The sequence below is a fragment of the Prauserella sp. PE36 genome, assembly GCF_003311655.1.
GTDB classification, from domain to species: Bacteria; Actinomycetota; Actinomycetes; order Mycobacteriales; family Pseudonocardiaceae; genus Prauserella_A; species Prauserella_A endophytica.
Map to the genome: position 1 here is coordinate 259,656 of NZ_QEQT01000082.1, position 15,914 is coordinate 275,569.

General features: G+C 72.4%; 13 protein-coding genes. 5 read left to right on the plus strand and 8 right to left on the minus strand.

What is annotated here, in order from left to right; all coding sequences use genetic code 11:
* Window position 1: 1 nt before the first annotated feature.
* Window positions 2-1,684, minus strand: coding sequence for a right-handed parallel beta-helix repeat-containing protein (locus DI005_RS23530; protein ID WP_113643553.1), 1,683 nt, complete (start codon window positions 1,682-1,684; stop codon window positions 2-4).
* Between the two features lie 68 nt (window positions 1,685-1,752).
* Here DI005_RS23530 and DI005_RS23535 point away from each other — a divergent pair, with 68 nt between their 5' ends.
* The 5 genes from DI005_RS23535 to DI005_RS23550 all read left to right on the plus strand — a co-directional run bounded on the left by DI005_RS23535 (window position 1,753) and on the right by DI005_RS23550 (window position 8,596).
* The gene (locus DI005_RS23535; RefSeq protein WP_158559893.1) at window positions 1,753-2,640 is read left to right on the plus strand and encodes an SseB family protein; all 888 of its coding nucleotides are present in this window, start codon (window positions 1,753-1,755) and stop codon (window positions 2,638-2,640) included.
* Window positions 2,637-4,391 carry a bacterial transcriptional activator domain-containing protein gene (locus DI005_RS23540; RefSeq protein WP_113643555.1) on the plus strand — a complete coding sequence of 585 codons (1,755 nt, stop codon included), beginning with the start codon at window positions 2,637-2,639 and terminating at the stop codon, window positions 4,389-4,391. Before DI005_RS23535 ends, DI005_RS23540 begins: the two co-directional genes overlap by 4 nt.
* A gap of 149 nt (window positions 4,392-4,540) precedes the next feature.
* Window positions 4,541-4,690, plus strand: coding sequence for a hypothetical protein (locus DI005_RS38720; RefSeq protein WP_170200513.1), 150 nt, complete (start codon window positions 4,541-4,543; stop codon window positions 4,688-4,690).
* Between the two features lie 317 nt (window positions 4,691-5,007).
* A complete protein-coding gene (locus DI005_RS23545) occupies window positions 5,008-8,145 on the plus strand; it encodes a tetratricopeptide repeat protein (RefSeq protein ID WP_137093543.1) in 3,138 nt (1,045 codons plus the stop codon).
* 121 nt (window positions 8,146-8,266) lie between these two features.
* Complete coding sequence (locus tag DI005_RS23550) at window positions 8,267-8,596, plus strand: hypothetical protein (protein ID WP_113643557.1); 330 nt, start codon at window positions 8,267-8,269, stop codon at window positions 8,594-8,596.
* Between the two features lie 21 nt (window positions 8,597-8,617).
* On the opposite strand, the gene DI005_RS23555 is transcribed toward DI005_RS23550, so the two are convergent.
* The 7 genes from DI005_RS23555 to cofH all read right to left on the minus strand — a co-directional run.
* Window positions 8,618-9,757: an acyl-CoA dehydrogenase family protein gene (locus DI005_RS23555; RefSeq protein ID WP_113643558.1), complete on the minus strand. Its 1,140-nt coding sequence runs from the start codon at window positions 9,755-9,757 to the stop codon at window positions 8,618-8,620.
* 26 nt (window positions 9,758-9,783) lie between these two features.
* Complete coding sequence (locus DI005_RS23560) at window positions 9,784-11,343, minus strand: class I adenylate-forming enzyme family protein (RefSeq protein WP_113643559.1); 1,560 nt, start codon at window positions 11,341-11,343, stop codon at window positions 9,784-9,786.
* Complete coding sequence (locus DI005_RS23565) at window positions 11,340-12,215, minus strand: enoyl-CoA hydratase (protein WP_199543151.1); 876 nt, start codon at window positions 12,213-12,215, stop codon at window positions 11,340-11,342. The genes DI005_RS23560 and DI005_RS23565 overlap by 4 nt, the downstream gene beginning before the upstream one ends.
* Complete coding sequence (locus tag DI005_RS23570) at window positions 12,215-13,207, minus strand: LLM class flavin-dependent oxidoreductase (RefSeq protein ID WP_112269722.1); 993 nt, start codon at window positions 13,205-13,207, stop codon at window positions 12,215-12,217. Before DI005_RS23570 ends, DI005_RS23565 begins: the two co-directional genes overlap by 1 nt.
* A 3-nt stretch (window positions 13,208-13,210) precedes the next feature.
* The gene (locus tag DI005_RS23575) at window positions 13,211-14,350 is read right to left on the minus strand and encodes a CaiB/BaiF CoA-transferase family protein (protein WP_112269724.1); all 1,140 of its coding nucleotides are present in this window, start codon (window positions 14,348-14,350) and stop codon (window positions 13,211-13,213) included.
* Window positions 14,347-14,985 (minus strand): 2-phospho-L-lactate guanylyltransferase, encoded by a 639-nt coding sequence (gene cofC, locus DI005_RS23580; protein ID WP_233520289.1) that lies wholly within the window; start codon window positions 14,983-14,985, stop codon window positions 14,347-14,349. Before cofC ends, DI005_RS23575 begins: the two co-directional genes overlap by 4 nt.
* Window positions 14,982-15,914, minus strand: a 933-nt coding sequence (cofH, locus tag DI005_RS23585; RefSeq protein ID WP_113643574.1) for a 5-amino-6-(D-ribitylamino)uracil--L-tyrosine 4-hydroxyphenyl transferase CofH, incomplete at its 5' end; no start/stop codon positions are given. The genes cofC and cofH, both read right to left, overlap by 4 nt.

Consider the following 15,914-nt stretch of genomic DNA (forward strand, 5'->3'; position numbering starts at 1 on the left):
ATCAGCCGTTCTGCCGGACGGCGTCCAGCAGGTCGTCCAGGGTCAGCGTCAACAGGTCGTCCCTCGTCGGCCTGCGACCGAGCGCGCGCAGGCGGGTGGACTGCGACTTGCGCATCCGCTCCAGGAGCTTGCGTGCCTCGCGTGCGTTGCCGAAGTTGTCGTCGCGCTCCACGTGCGCGAACCATTCGAGCAGCGCGGAATCCAGGTCCTCCGTCAGCCGGTAGTCGTCGCCCCCGGCGATGCGGGCGCTGATCCGCACCAGCTGCTCCGGGCTGTAGTTCTCGAACTCGATGTTCTTGGCGAAGCGCGACGCCAGACCGGGGTTGGCGTCGAGGAACTCCCGCATCTCCCCGGTGTAGCCGGCCACGATCACGGCCACCTCGTCGCGGTGGTCCTCCATCAGCTTCACGAGGGTGTCGATGGCCTCCTGGCCGAAGTCGGCGCCGCTGCCGCCGGAGCGGGACAGCGTGTAGGCCTCGTCGATGAACAGGACGCCGCCGCGCGCCTCGTCGAACACCGAGGCGGCCTTCTCCGCGGTGTGCCCGATGTACTGCCCGACCAGGTCGCGCCGGGAGACCTCGCGGAAGTTGCCGTTGGGCAGGATGCCCAGCGCCTTGAGCAGCTGCCCGTAGATGCGCGCCACGGTGGTCTTGCCGGTGCCGGGAGCGCCCGCGAACACGAGGTGGTGGCTCACCGCGCCCACGCTGAGTCCCTCGCTGCGCCGCCACTCGTTCACCTGCAGCTCGTCGATGAGCGCGCGCACCTCGCGCTTGACCCCGGCGAGCCCGATCATGCCGTCGAGTTCGCCCAGCAGCTTCTCCACCTGCTCGGCGTCCTGCCGCCCTCCGGTGGCCTTCGCCGCGCCGACCTGCGGGGTGGCCGGGCCATCGGAGTCCTGCGTGATCTCCGTCCTCGCGTCCTCGGCGAGGTGGATTCCGGGCTCCGCGGTGTTCTCCACCCGGCAGTTGCGCACCACCCCGCCGCACCCCCGGCCCACGGTGATGCCAGGCCCCTGTGTGTCGTGCACCCAGCACTCGTCGATGGTCGGGAAGCTCTGGTCGGCGACGGCGATACCGGCGTCGCCCGCCCGCGAGATGTCGCAGCGCTCGATCCGCGAGCCGCCCGCCTGGTACATGTAGACGCCGCGGAAGCCGCAACCGGCCACTGTGGAATGCCGGATGGTGGCCTGCGCGCCGAGGCGCACGATCACCGCGTCGTCCACGATGTCGCGCACCTCGCAACGGTCGACGAGGCCGTCGGACTCCTCGATCACGAGACCGACCTGCGCTCCGGTGATCCGCGTGCCGGTGATCTCCGCCTCGGCTCCCCCCGCGACGCTCAGCGCGGCCGCGAAGCCCGCCGACACCTCGCAGTCGGTGACGTGCACCGTGCCGCCGCGCACCTCGACGGCGGCCCGGTCGCCCGCACGCAGGGTGAGCCCGGTCAGCCGCAGCCGGGATCCGGTGGCCGACACCAGTGGCTCGTCGTGCGACGACGGCGTGATCGTCACCGTGCCGAGTTCGCTGGCCGCGATCGTCACGTCGCGGCCGCGGATCGACAGCGTCTCCGCGTACTCCCCGGCACTCACCGAGATGATCGCGCCTTCGTCTGCGGCGTCGAGTGCTTCCGCGATCGAGGCGTGCGCGCCGGGTTGTCCCGGTGCGACGAGAAATGTCCTTGCCATCGTCAGTGACCATACCCCGCCCTTGCGTCGCCGGGCTTGTATTGATGGAAGAGGACGGTGATGGCTCGGTGGAGAACGAGTGGAGGCCGGGGAACGACGCCGAGCGGGCGATGGCCGCCGCGCTCGACACCGGCGACGGCGCGCGGTACGCGGAACTGCTGCTGCGCGCGCCGTTGCTGCTGCCCGTCCTGCCCGCGCACGACAGCCCGGAGTGGGCGGAGCTGACGCGGCGGATCCCGTTGAGCCACGAGCACATCGTGGTCTACACCTCCGAGGAGAGCCTGTCCTGGTGTCTCGGCGGGCTCGCGCTCGGGCACCGGACGACCGACCTCGCTTCGCTGCGCGAGGTGTGGCGGGAACCGGCGTACCACCTCGCCGTCAATCCCGGCTCGCCGATCGCCGTGTCGCTTCCCGTGGATTCCGTGACCGCCCTGAGGGACGGACGGGAGGAGATCGTGCCGGCGGCGCTCCTCGCGGAAGCGGTGGCGCAGCGGTGCGTCGGGCTGCTGCGGCGTGACTGTCTGGAGGAACTCGGCGCCGGGGGAACCCCGGGCTCCGACGTCCCGGCGGGCGCGTTGCAGGCGGATCTGTGGGACGCCGCCGACCGGCAGGACGCCGACGCCTTCCTGTTGCGGCTGCTCGGCTCCACGGTGATCCTGCCGACCGAGGGGCAGGTCGCCGGCCCGGAGCGCATCCGCGAGACCGGGTTCCCGTGGCGGACCGTGGGCCCCGAGGACTCGCCGCTGGTGCCGGTGTTCAGCTCGGTCGCGGGGCTCGAGGTCACCGGCGGGTCCGCGCAGCACCACATCGGTGTCCCTTTCGTCGAGCTGCTGGCCAACTGGCCCGGCCCCGACCACACCCTGTGCTTCGACCCCGGCGCGAGGACCGAGCTGATCCTGCCCGGCGACGTGCTGCTCGACCTGTTCGCGGGCCTGTCGCGGCCGGAGGAGCCATGATCGCGGGCGTGCTGTTCGGCTGCCTCATGGCGGGTGGTGCCGTACTTGGCCTCGCCGTCGCCGCGGGCCCCGAGGCGTGGCGGCGGTGGCGGCATCCGCGTCCGCGCGCCGAGCTGCTGCCCGGCTCGTGGGTGATGCGCGACGTGCGCGCGGCGGCGCTGACCGCCGCCGCGCTCGGCGAGCTGGGCGCGGGTCAGGGCGAACCACCCGCCGTGCGGGCTCTTCTCGTCGGGCGCGACCACGTGGTGCTGCGCCTCGTCCGGCCCGCCGCGGCGCCGCTGCCAGGCCGCTGGCGTCCGCATCCCGGCGGACCGCCGGGAGAGTCGTGGTCCCTGTCCGCGGCGGACCTGAACGCCGGCCGCCGGCTGCCCGCGGGCTTTCCGGCCGTGGTGACGATCGGCCGGGCCGACGAGAGCGACGTGCTCGTCGACCTGCGCCAGGCGCGTGGCCTCGTGGCCGTGGAGGGCGCCGGCGAGCAGCCGCTGCGGCTGCTGGAGGCGATCGCGTTCGAGCTGGTCACCAATCCGTGGTCGCGGGAGGCGACGGTGGTGCTGGCCGAGTTCCCCGCCGACGTCGTACTGCCGGCTCCGGGACGGGTCCGCCGCACCCGCACCGTGGCCGAGGCGGTGACGATGGCGGAGAGCTTCGCGCAGCGGCCACACGGCCTGCTGGTCGTCATCACCGCGCGGACGCCGCCCGCTCCCGATCTCGACCGGCTGCGCAGGCTCGCCGAGGATCCGAGACGCGTTGTGCTCGTCCTCTGTGCGGGCAACTGTCCGTCTGCCCGGTGGCTCGTGGGGGTCGCCGCGGAGGGGCACGCGCAGCTGAACCCGTTCGGCCTCCGGTTCGGGTCGATCGCGCCCACCATGGCCGGGCTGCGCCGGGAGCTTCTGCTCGCCAGGGGCGGTTCCGCGGTGCCGTCGGCGTACGGGCCGGACTCGCCGGCCCCCGGCGAACCCGTGTGGTTCCGCGAAGGCCAGTGCGGTGGCGGGCTCGAGCGCACCGTGGTGCTGCGCGCGCCTGCCAGGGCGGAGGTCCGCGTGCTGGGGCGCGTGGAAGTGGAGGCGCCGGGCCAGGTTCCGCAGGAGCGCAAGTCCGCGCTGGCGCAGCTGGTCGCCGCCGCCGCGGTCCTGCCCGGCGGTGTCTCCATCGCACTGCTGAACGAGGTCGCGGGCCCGGCGGCCCCGGAGTTCGTGCGGCTGCTGCACGAGTGGCTCGGCGTCGACGCGTCCGGGCAGCCGAGGCTGCGGGGCTCCGGGGAAGGCTGGACGCTGTCGCCGGAGGTGCGGGTGGACTGGCAGCTCTTCCACGATCTGGTGAGCGGTACCGAGCCCAGCACCGAGCGGGCGAGGCTCACCAACGCACTCGGGCTGGTCCGGGGCGAGCTGTTCGCCCCCGCCGACTTCGCCGAACCGGTGCGGCGCGCGTTGCAGGACGCGACGGGAGACTTCCGAGCCCGCACCGTTCGCTGTGTGCGGCGCGCGGCGGAGCTCGCGATGGCCGCGGGAGACCTCGCGGGCGTCGAATGGGCGCTGCGCAAGGGCTTGACGCTGCTGCCCCGGATGGAGGGCCTGTGGCGGACGCTGCTGCTCTTCCAGTCCGAGCACCAGCCGGAGGGGGTCGGCAGAACGGCCGGCGAGCTGCGCGCGGCGCTCGGGGGCGACGGCTCGCGCACCGAGCCGGACGCCGCCACCACGCGGTTGCTCGCCAGGCTCGGCCACGGCGAAATCCTGAACCGCTCCTATCCGTAGTCGGGTCGTAGCGGCTCCGTAGCACCGCGGCGGATGCGCCGTACGCAGCGTTTTTCCCGGTTCCCGCTTACCAGGCGCGGTGTCCGTGGTCTGCCAGCGCCGCCCGCGATGCTGGGGTAGTCCTAGCCGAATGCGGAACGGAGGCCGACATGAGCACCGACGACAACGCCTGCCGCACCTGTGGCGGCAGCGGCTGGATCCTGCAGACCGTCGTCGACGAGTACACCAGGGAGGTCGACTCCCGCGAGGTTCCCTGCGCGTGCTGGGGTGTTCCCGCACTCAGCGAGTTCGCTTCCTAGCCGGCGCGCCGCACCAGCTGGTCCACACACTTCGGTCTGCCCTGACCGTCGCCCATCCATCACGGCACCCGGCACGACCGGTTGCGCCGGCCGGCGCAACCGGTCGTGCCGCGCTGTCCCAGCCCACTGGGCATGCCACCCACCCGGCCGGTAGAGTCGGGCCCAACACACGCCTCGTCCGGGGAAGGAGGAAGGCGCTTTCTTGCCGGGACAATCGATCCCGAGACGGCGTGGCGGGTGAATTTCTGGGGGTTTGGCCGAGGCGCAGGGAACCATCGCCGCTTTCCCTTCATCCGAGGCCGTACAAGGACATCTCCGTGATTCAGGATCGGATGGGCCTCCGACATGACTTCGGCGTTACGTTCCCCCTTCTCGTGCGCGGCGCGCCCCGCATGACCGCGATGTCCAGCCACCAGAGTCGGAGGCTCGACCAGTCGATCCGTGAGTACCGCGCGCGCTCCGGGCTGACCCAGCAGCAGGCCGCCGACCTCGCCGGGATGAGCGTCGCCTGGTTGCGGGATCTCGAGCAGGGCCGGGTGGCCAAGCCCCGGCTGGCGACCCTGCGCAGGCTGGCGCTGGCGCTGGGACTGGCTCCCGAGGAGACGGCCGAGCTCGAACGAGTGGTCCAGCACAGTGAGAGCGTGGGCTACGACCTGTGGTTGCGGGTGCTCGGCCCGCTGGCGGTACGGGTGGACAATCGCGCGGTCGAGCTCGGCTCGGTGCGGCAGCGGCTGCTGCTCGGCATGCTGGCCCTTTCCCCGAACACCCCGGTGAGCAGGGACGAGCTGATCGAGGTCGTGTGGGAGGGAAAGCCGCCGCCGACGGCCGTGGAGTTGTTGCAGACCAACGTGTCGCGGCTGCGCAGGCGGCTGGCCTCACGGCAGGGCGACGCGCAGGCGGGGCGGGTGCTGACCGCCACCCAGACCGGCTACCAGCTCTCGTGCACGCAGCAGCAGCTCGACGTGCTGCTGTTCCGGCACCTCGCCGCGGAGGGACGGCAGGCGCGGCAGCGGGGAGACCTGGTCGGCGCGTGCGAGGCGCTGCGCAAGGCCGTCGAGCTGTGGGAGGGCGACCCCGCGGCCGACCTTCCGGTGCTGCGCCTTCACCCCGCCGCGGTGGCGCTCGGAGCCGAACGCAACGCCGTCGTGCTGGAGTACGCGGCGGTCACCGCACAGGCGGGCCGCCACGGGGACGCCGTGCCCGCGCTGCGTGAGGTGGTGGAGTCCGATCCGTTGCACGAGGCGGCACACGCCGCGCTGATGATCGCGCTGGCCGGCAGCGGCAGGCAGGCCGCGGCGCTGACCGTCTTCTCCGAGCTGCGAAAGCGACTGGACGACGAGCTCGGGGTGGCTCCGGGCGCTGAGCTCGTGGAGGCGCACCAGCGCGTGTTGCGCCAGGAGGTGGACCGGCCCGCACAGGTGGGCACCGTGACGCGCGCGCACAGGCAGCTGCCCCGCGACATCGCCGAGTTCACCGGCCGCGCGGCCGAACTGCGGACACTCCACGACAACCTGGTGGAGGCGCACGAGAACAGCACGGCGACCGCCGTCCTGAGCATCGTCGGCATGGCCGGGGTGGGCAAGACCCGCCTCGCCGTGCACCTCGCGCACCGCCTGCTGGCCTCGGGGCAGTACGGCGACCAGCAGCTCTACGTGGACCTGAACGGCCACGCCGACCAGCCCGCGGCCGATCCGGGCGCCGTGCTCGCCTCGTTCCTGCACCTGCTCGGGGTTCCCGGCGAGCAGGTGCCGAGGGAGACCACCTCGCGCGCGGCGCTCTACCGTGACCGCCTCCACGGCAAGCGGGCACTGGTGCTGCTCGACAACGCCGCCAGCGAGGATCAGGTGCTGCCGCTGCTCCCCGCGGGCCCGACGCACCTCGTACTGGTGACCAGCAGGCGCGCGCTGGCCCTTGACGGCGCCCAGCTCCTGCCGCTCGACGTTCCCACCCCGGACGAGGCGAGGGCGCTGCTCGCGCACTTCATCGGCGATCGGCGCGTCGCGAAGGAGGAGACCGCGGCGCGCACGGTGATCGACCTGTGCGGGCGGTTGCCGCTCGCCGTCGCGTTGATGGCGCACCGGCTGCAGGCGCGGCCGACGTGGAGCATCGAGGACCTGGCCGTGCGCCTGCGCGACGCCGAGCACCGCACGAGCGAGCTCGCGGCCGGCACGCGCCGCGTGCGGGCCGCCTTCGACCTGTCCTACCGTGCGCTGAGCGCGGAATCCCAGCGCGTGTTCCGGTTGCTGGGCCTGCATCCCGGTGACGACTTCACGGCGTGGTCGGTGGCGGCTCTCGCGGGAATCGAGCAGGCGGCCGCGCAACGGGTGCTGGAAGGCCTCGTCGACGAGCATCTGGTGAGCGCGGTGACGGGCGACCGGTACCGCCTGCACGATCTGCTCCGGGACTACGCCCGGGACCTGGTGGAGGAGGACGAGCCCGGGGAACGCGCCGAGGCGGTCGCCCGGCTGTTGCGGTGGTGCCTGCACGCGAGCAGGGCCGCACGCCGGGTCCTCAACCCACTCGACGAGGTACCGGCCGAGCAGGAGAGCGAGCCGGGCCGGATCCCGCGGTTCGGGGACACCGGCGCCGCGCTGAGCTGGCTGGAGGCGGAACACGCGACGCTCATCGCGGCTGTGGACGTCGCGATCGAGCACGAGCTGTGGGGCGTGGCCTGGCGGCAGACCGCCGTGCTGCGGGCCTATCTCGAGCGCAGGAGCGACTGGCCACTGTGGATCGCCACCAGCCACAAGGGCTTGATGGCCGCACGCAGGGACGGAGACCTCCGCGGCGAGGCGTGGATGCTCAGTGACCTGGGGGTCGCTCACGGACAGTGCGGCAACCTCGAGGAGTCGGTGGACCACCTCACGCGGTCACTGGAGATCAGCAGGCGGGTCGGCGACCCTTTCTTTGCCGCCCGGAGCCTGAACAACCTCGGCGTGGCAGTGGCCATGCGCGGCGACCAGCACGCCGCGATCACGCATTTGCGGGAGGCGCTCGAACTCGACCGGCGAGCCGGCCTGAGCGTCCTGGGCGGGCGGGTCAGGAACAACCTGGGCCATGCTCACGCGCGCCTCGGCGAACACGACACGGCCCTGCGGTACTTCCGGGAGGCGCTCGACCTCGCGGACGAGGCCGAGGATCCGCGTAACTACGCGACGGTGCTGCACAGCTTCGGTGCGGGCCTCGCCAGGCTGGGCCGGTACGACGAGGCCGTACCGGCGCTGCGCCGCGCGCTCGACATCGACCGGCGCAACCGCTTCCGCTCGGCGCAGGCCGAGGCGCTGGAAACCCTGGGCGACACCTACTGGAAGGCGGGGGAGCACGGTCGCGCCGTCGAATGCCTCGAGGAGGCGATCGCGATCCTCGACGACCTCGGGCATCCCCACGTCGAGAACGTCCGCGCGGTGCTGAAGGCCCTCGTCGGCGACTCAGGCGATCAGGCCGCCACGTCGTGAGGGCGCGACCGTGCGCGAGGGTCGGCCACTGATGGTCCACCCGGGGACGCCGGTCGCCACACCGCTCACGACGTGGACCGGGCCGCGTGTTGAACCGGGCCGCACGGGCTACCCCGGGCCCATGACCGAGTTGACGAGTTTCGTGCTTGCCCGACTGGACGACGACGAACGGCGCTACGGCAACGGCGTTCTGCCTGCTCTGGACGAAGCCGAGCGGCGTGGCCGCCTGCGCATCGTGCGCAGCGACGACGGTGAGGGCCTGGTGCTCCTGCCCGGTCCCGTGCAGGCCGCGGAGGAGCGGGTGCCCGTGCCGTTCCCGGAGAAGGCGGCCCATCTCCGACGAGAGATCCGCGAGCACGCCGACGCCGACACGGCCCGCCTCATCGCCTCGGTGTACGCGGCCCACCCGGACTGGCGGGCGGAGTGGGAGGCCGCGAGCCCGGGCGGCTGAGGCGGGCTCTGCGACGGAGCGTCACAGACCGTAGGAGCCCGCGATGATCTCGCGCTGGATCTCGCTGGTTCCCGCGAAGACCGTGGAGATGATGTTGCCGCGCAGGTGCCGTTCGATGTCGTACTCGGTGGTGTAACCGGCCCCGCCGAACATCTGCATGCCCTCGATGCTGATGCGTTTGGCGGTCTCGGTGACTTTCAGCTTGGCCATCGAGGCCTCCCTGGCGCGCTGGGTGCCGGGGTCGGCGTCGACCCTGCCCGCGAGGTCGTACACGAGTGCCCGGCAGCACTCCAGCTCGGTCGCGAGGTCGGCGAGGCGGTGCCGCAGCACCTGGAAGCTGCCGATGGGCCTGCCGAACTGCTTTCGTTCCCTCACGTAGGCGAGCGTGTCGTCGAAGGCGCGCCTTGCCTTGCCGAGGAAGATCGCCGCGCAGGTGATCCGCTCGAAGTTGAGCCCCGCCATCAGCTGCGCCCACGCGCCGCCCTCGGTGCCGATCACGTTGGCGGCCGGCACCACGGCATCGGTGAAGTAGACGTCGTTGACCTCGCGGCCACCGAGCGTGTCGATCCCGCGGACGGTGACGCCCTCGGTGGGCAGCGGCACGGTCAGCATCGTGATGCCGTCGTGTTTGGAGCCGGAGGAGTCGGTGCGGCACACGAGCAGCATGCGGTCGGCATAGTGCGCGCACGAGATCCACGTCTTCTGTCCGTTGAGCACGAACTCGTCGCCGTGGCGCTCGGCCCGGCACCGCAGCGATCCCACGTCCGAACCGGACTCGGGCTCGCTCATCGCGACCGACGAGATCTCCCCTCGGCAGAAGTCGCCGATCAGGTTCTCGCGCTGCTGCCGCGTGCCGAACTTCTCCACCGCCTTCGCGGCGATCATCGAGATCCCGAGCGCGAACACCGGAACCTGGCCGTACGCCAGTTCCTCCAGCAGCACGCAGGCGTCGGTGAGACCTCCGCCGCCGCCCCCGTACTCCTCGGGCATCGCCACGCCGATCCAGCCGAGGTCGGCCAGTTTGGCGTACAGCTCGGGGCTGTGGGCTTCGGTCTCCCCACCGGTGAGCGCGACGCGTTTCTCCCTTGTCCCGCACTCGCGCTCGGCGAACTCGCGGACGGCCGCCGCGAAGTCCCGGCGTGCCGCTTCGTCCAGTGGCACCGTGGTCTCCTTTCCCTCGAACCCGCTCACGCGCCGGCGATGCGCGGGGCGTCACCCACGTACTGCTCCCGGACGACCCTGCGCAGCACTTTGCCGATCGGCGTGCGCGGCAGTGAGTCCGTGTACGTCACGCCGGTGATCTTCTTGACGGAGCCGACCTTCTCCCTGCTCCACTCGATCAGCTCCTGCTCCGTGACGCTCGCGCCCTCGCGCAGGACCACGGCGGCGTGCGGTGTCTCGCCCCACTTGGGGTGGGGCACGCCCACCACCGACACCTCGGCCACGGCGGGATGCGCGGCGAGAGCGTTCTCCAGCTCCATCGGCCAGATGTTGAACCCGCCGGAGATGATCGTGTCCTCCTTGCGGTCAGCCAGGAACAGGAACCCGTCCGCCGACAGCGATCCCATGTCGCGCGTGCGGATCCAGCCACCGGGCAGCAGGCGCTGCTTCGTGGCCTCGGGATCGCCCCAGATGCCGTGCATCGTGCCAGGGCACAGCGCGACCACCTCGCCGACCTCGCCGGGTGGCAGGTCGTTGCCCTCGTCGTCGACGATCCGGACCACCGAGTTCGGGGTCGGACGGCCCGCAGAGCGCAGCCACGCCCGTTCTTCGTCGGTGCCGTCCGGAACGTGGTAGCCGGACGTGAGGCAGGTGATGGGCATGGCCTCGCTCTGCCCGTAGGTCTGGTACATGATGTCGCCCCAGAGCCGCAGCGCCGCGACGAGCGTGGTCTCCGAGATCGGGGCGCTGCCGTAGAGCATCTTGCGCAGGCTGGACACGTCGCGCTCACCCGCGCCGGGATGGTTCACCACCAGCTGGATCATGGTGGGCGCGAGCATCCCGAACGTGATGCGCTCGCGCTCCACCAGGTCGAGCCACGCGTCCGGGTCGAACGACGGCATCACGACGCTCGTGGCGCCGACGGCGATCAGCGGCCACGCCAGCAGTCCCGCGGCGTGGCTGAACGGCGTCGCGGCGAGGTAGCGGTCGTCGGCGGTGAACCCGCCGAGCACGAGCGCGAACTCGTTGCCCATGTCCATCCAGCCGCGCACCGTGTGCAGGATGCCCTTCGGCTTGCCCGTCGTGCCCGAGGAGAACCGGATGACGTGCGGGTCCTCGGGTCGCAGCACCACGTCCGGCAGCTCAGCCGACGCCTCGGCGAGCGCCTGTTCGTAGCCGCGCGTGCCCTCGGGCGCCTCGCCCGCGACGAACACCACCCGCACGTCGGGGGCCTGCGCGAGGACGGGCGCGATCGCGGCGTAGTGCTTGTCCTGCACCAAGAGCGCGGCCGCGCCGGTCAGCTGGAGCAGGTACAGGTTCTTCTCGGCGGGTTCGTGGGCGTAGAGCGCGCACCGGACGTAGCCGCCGACGGCGAGGCCGGCGACCTGCTCCAGCGCCTCGAACGCGTTGTCGCTCAGCACGGCCACGCGCTCGCCGGGCCGGATTCCCTCGGCGCGAAGGGCGTTGGCGAGCCGGGCCGCGCGGTCGCGCAGCCCGGTGAAGGTCTGCCGCCGGTCGCCGCAGGCGAACGCGACGCGGTCACCGTAGATCCGGGCGCTCTTGTCGAGCAGGCTGATGGGATTCATCGTGGCTCCTGGGTGGGGTTGTCCCGGCGATCCGGATGGCTCCGCCGGGCGTTCCGTCGGATGACCGCACGGCCTTCGGGGTCGACGATGCTGCCGTGCAGCCGGAGGTTGTGGTTGTGGCCGAGCTGGTGCAGACCGAAGGCGGCCTCGACGGCGGCGCGCTGGCCCTGCAGATCGAGCCCGTGGTTCACCGCGCGCTTGGCCAGGCGCAGCCCGAACGGTGGGCGGCCGGCGATCCGGGTGGCCAGCTCCAGTGTCGCGGACTCCAGGTCCGCGTCGGCGACGACGCGGTTGACCATGCCCATCGCCAGCGCGTCGCGGGCGCCGATCGGCTCACCGGTGAACAGCATCTCCTTCGCCCGCCGCGCACCGAGCTCCCACAGGTGCGTGAAGTACTCCATGCCGTTCATGTCGAACGCGGAGACCGGGTCGACGAACGTCGCCGACTCGGCCGCGACGACGAGATCACACGGCCACACGAGCATCAGCCCGCCGCCGATCACGCGGCCCCGGACCTCCGCGATGGTGGGCCGCGGCAGGTCGCGCCAGCGCAGGCACAGTCCGGTGAACAGCTCCTCCTCGGTGGCGAACCAGCCCTCCGCGCCGGGCGCGTCGAAGCCGCCGGTCAGCGTCCTCGGCCGCGCGTCGCCCATCGCCCAGTCGGTCTCGAGGTCATGGCCGGCGGAGAAGTCGGGTCCGTCGGCGGCCAGGATGACCACCCGGACGCGCTCGTCGCGCACCGCGCGCGTGTAGGCGTCGTCGAGCGCGTACAGCAGGTCACGGTCCTGCGCGTTGCGCTTCTCCGGTCGTGCGAGCACGATCCGGGCGATGGCGGGCTCCGGCTGCTCGTACCGGATCGTGCTCGCCGCCATCAGCGCGCCACGGCTTCCGAGGGCACCAGGCGCGCGAACGCCTCCAGCTCACGCGGGATGTCCGGGCCCGCGGGCTGGTAGACGACCTCGGTGATGCCCTTGGCCACCATCTCCTCCAGGCGGGCCCGCAGCTCGTCGACGGTGCCGGTGAAGGTCAGCGCCGACACCGTCTCGCGCGGGATGAGCCGGTCGTCGTGCTCCGAAACCTCCATCAGGTGTCCCTTGTGGAGGGACAGGTGACGCTCCTCCTCGGACAGCGAAGAGATCATCTCGCCCCAGGCCGCGCCGTTGGGGAGCGCGTTCAGGTCGAAGCCCGCCTCGTAGTAGAGGTGGTAGATCACCACGGCGGCGTGGCCGGCGGCGGCCCACACGCGGTCGGAGGTGGGGGACTCGCCGTCGTCGAGCACGGTGCCCATCGCCCAGCGGGCGGAGTTCTCCCAGCCCTCGCCGGGCTCGGTGTTGACGGTGAGGACGCCGTCGGCGTGCTCCCTCGCCACGGCGAAGCCCTTGGGACCCTCGGTGGCCATGTAGACGTCGAACTCGACGGGCAGCTGTGGCAGGTACCCGCTCGCGTGCATGAGGCGCATCGTCTTGCCCTCCCACTGCACGGGCTCGCCGCGCAGCAGGGTCTTCAGCGCGGTGACGTACTCGGCGACCTCGGCCCATTTCATCGGTTTGTGCCCAAGTGCGCGCAGGCCGGTGAATCCGGTGCCCACGCCGAGGGTGAAGCGGCCGGGAGCGATCGACTCGATGGTCGCGATGGCCGAGGCGGTCACCACGAGGTGCCGCAGCTTTGGCACGGCAACGCCGGTGGCGAGGCCGATCCGCTCGGTGCGGTCGGCCGCGCGGGCGAGCGCGCTCCACGAGTCCAGGCACAGCGCCGGGGAGTCGTACACCCACGCGCGGTGGTAGCCGAGCCGTTCGGCGAGTGCGATGTGGTCGGGGGTGTGCGGTCCGGTGTAGAACGCGCAGGAGAGCTTCGGCGTGCGCATGTGTCAGGTCCTTTCGTGCGATCGGGTGAGGGTGGCGATGTCGGCCGCGCTGAGTCCCCACGCGGCGAGGGCGGTCCCGTCGCCCGAGCCTGGCTCGGCGGCGGGAGTCGGGACCGGGGGAGGGGTCCGGCTGAACCGGGGAGCGGGTGCGGGCTGCAGCGCGCCGTCGACCTCGACGAACGTGCCGCGGGCCCGGTTGTGGGGATGGTCGGGTGCGTCGGCGAGCCCGTATACGGCGGTCACGCAGGCCTGCTCGTGCTCGAACAGCTTCGCCCAGTGCGCCGTCGGGCGGGAGCGGAAGATCTGCGCGAACCGGTGCTTCAGCTCCGTCCAGCGAGACCGATCCCACTGGGGGAACTCGGCGGGATCGAGCTCCAGCAGCCGGAGCAGCTCGCTGTAGAACCGCGGTTCGAGCGCGCCGACGGCGACGTGGCCGTCGGCGGTGTCGTAGACCTCGTAGAAGTGCGCGCCGCTGTCGAGGACGTTGGTGCCGGGCTCGTCGGTCCAGTCGCCCGCGTTGCGCAGCGCGTGGAACACGGTGGTGAGCAACGCGGCGCCGTCGACCATCGCGGCGTCCACCACCTGACCCTTTCCGGAGGTGCGGGCCTCGATGAACCCGCACAGCACACCGAAGGCGAGCAGCATCCCGCCACCGCCGAAGTCGCCGACGAGGCTCAGCGGGGCCAGCGGGCGTTCCCCGTGGCGGCGGATGGCGCCGAGTGCTCCGGCCAGCGCGATGTAGTTGATGTCGTGTCCGGGGACGGTGGCCAGCGGGCCGTCCTGGCCGTACCCGGTGGCGCGGCCGTACACGAGGGCCGGATTGCGTGCCAGCATCTCGTCGGGGCCGAGCCCGAGGCGCTCCAGCACGCCGGGCCGGAAGCCCTCGACGAGGATGTCCGCCCTCTCCGCGAGGCGCAGGACGAGCTCCCGCCCTGCGGGGGTGGTGAGGTCGCATGCCACCGAGGGACGGCCCCGGTGCAGGTGGTTCCACGCGCCCGCGCCGACGCCGTCGTCGTCGGGGCGCTGGAGCCGGATCACCTGCGCGCCCATGTCGGCGAGGAGCATCGCGGCGAACGGGGCTGGCCCGATCGCGGCGAGCTCCACCACCTTCACGCCGGCGAGGGGTCCCGAGGACGTGCTCATGTGCTCACCAGCCCGTGCCGTGCGAGGGCCGCGCTGCGGGGGCCGAGGCCGAGCCCGGCCGCCAGCAGCCAGCTCGCCGGGGTGTCCACATCGGCTCGCACGCTCGGCCACGGTCCACGCAGCTCGGTCGCCGACCGGGCGTGCCTGCGGGCCGAGTCCGGGCCGTAGGAGGGTTCCAGCGGGCCCCTGCCCGCGAGCAGGAGCGTGGTTCCCGTGCCCGCGATGTCGGTGCAGAACCCGCGGCGTCCCCCGGCGTGGGCGATCGCGGCGCCGAGCTCGGCCGAACGCAGTGCGGGCAGGTCGGCCGGGAGCACGCCGAGCGAGACCTCGGCGTCGCGGTCGCGCAACCGTGCCGCCGCGGCGTCGAGGGCGGCGTTGAGCCCGGATCCGTGCCGCTCGGTGCAGAAGGTCCGCGCGCCGAGCGCGGCCAGCGTCCGAGCCGCCACCGGGTCGCCGGTCACCGCGACCACCCCGGCGACTCCGGGTGCGTCGAGCGCGGCGGCGAGCGTGTCGGCCGCCATGGCGAGCACGAGCTCCTCGTGCGAGCCGCGCAGGCCCGTGAGGCCGCGCAGGCGGGACTTGGCGCGATGCGGTGGCTTCACCGGCATCAGCAGCCACAGTGGCGGGGCGGTCACGGTCGCGCTCCTTCGGCCACGGTGCGTCCGGAGTAGACGGTGTCGCGCTGCCGCAACGGCTGCCCAGCGGCGGTGGCGATCGCCTCGAGCTGGGCGACGGTGCGCCGCGAGCCGTGCACCGAGCCGGCCATCCTGCTGATGGTCTCCTCCATGAGCGTGCCGCCGAGATCGTCGGCCCCGCCGCGCAGGATCCGCGCGGACAGCTCGTCGCCGAGCTTCACCCACGAGCACTGGATGTGGTCGATCCGGCCGTGCAGGGCCAGCCGCGCGACGGCGTGCAGCGCGCGGTTGTCCCGCACCGTCGGCCCTGGCCGCGCGATGCCCGCGAGGTAGATCGGAGCGTTGTGGTGCACGAACGGCAGCAGCACGAACTCGGTGAACCCGCCGGTCTCGTCCTGCACGCGTGCGATCGTGCGGAGGTGGGCGAGCCAGTGCCGCGGGGCGTCGACGTGGCCGTACATCATCGTCGACGAGGACGGGATGCCGAGCCGGTGCGCGGTCGTCACCACGTCGACCCATTGCGCGGCGGGCAGCTTGCCCTTGGTGAGGAGCCAGCGGACGTCGTCGTCGAGGATCTCGGCTGCCGTGCCCGGAATGGAGCCGAGCCCTGCCTCGTGCAGCTCGCCCAGCCAGTCCGCCACCGGCACGCCTGCCCTGGCCGCCGCTGCGGTGATCTCCATCGGGCTGAACGCGTGGACGTGCAGCACGGGCGCCGCGGCCTTCACCGCTCTGACCAGATCGGGGTAGAACGACGTGGGGAGCCGGGGGTCGATACCGCCCTGCAGGCACACCTCCGTGGCCCCGGCCTCGGCGGCCTCCACCGCCCGCGCGGCGACCTCGTCCAGTGAGAGCCGGTAGGCGTCCGGGTCGCGCTCGCGCTGGGCGAAGGCGCAGAACCGGCAGCCCACGTAGCAGACGTTGGAGAAGTT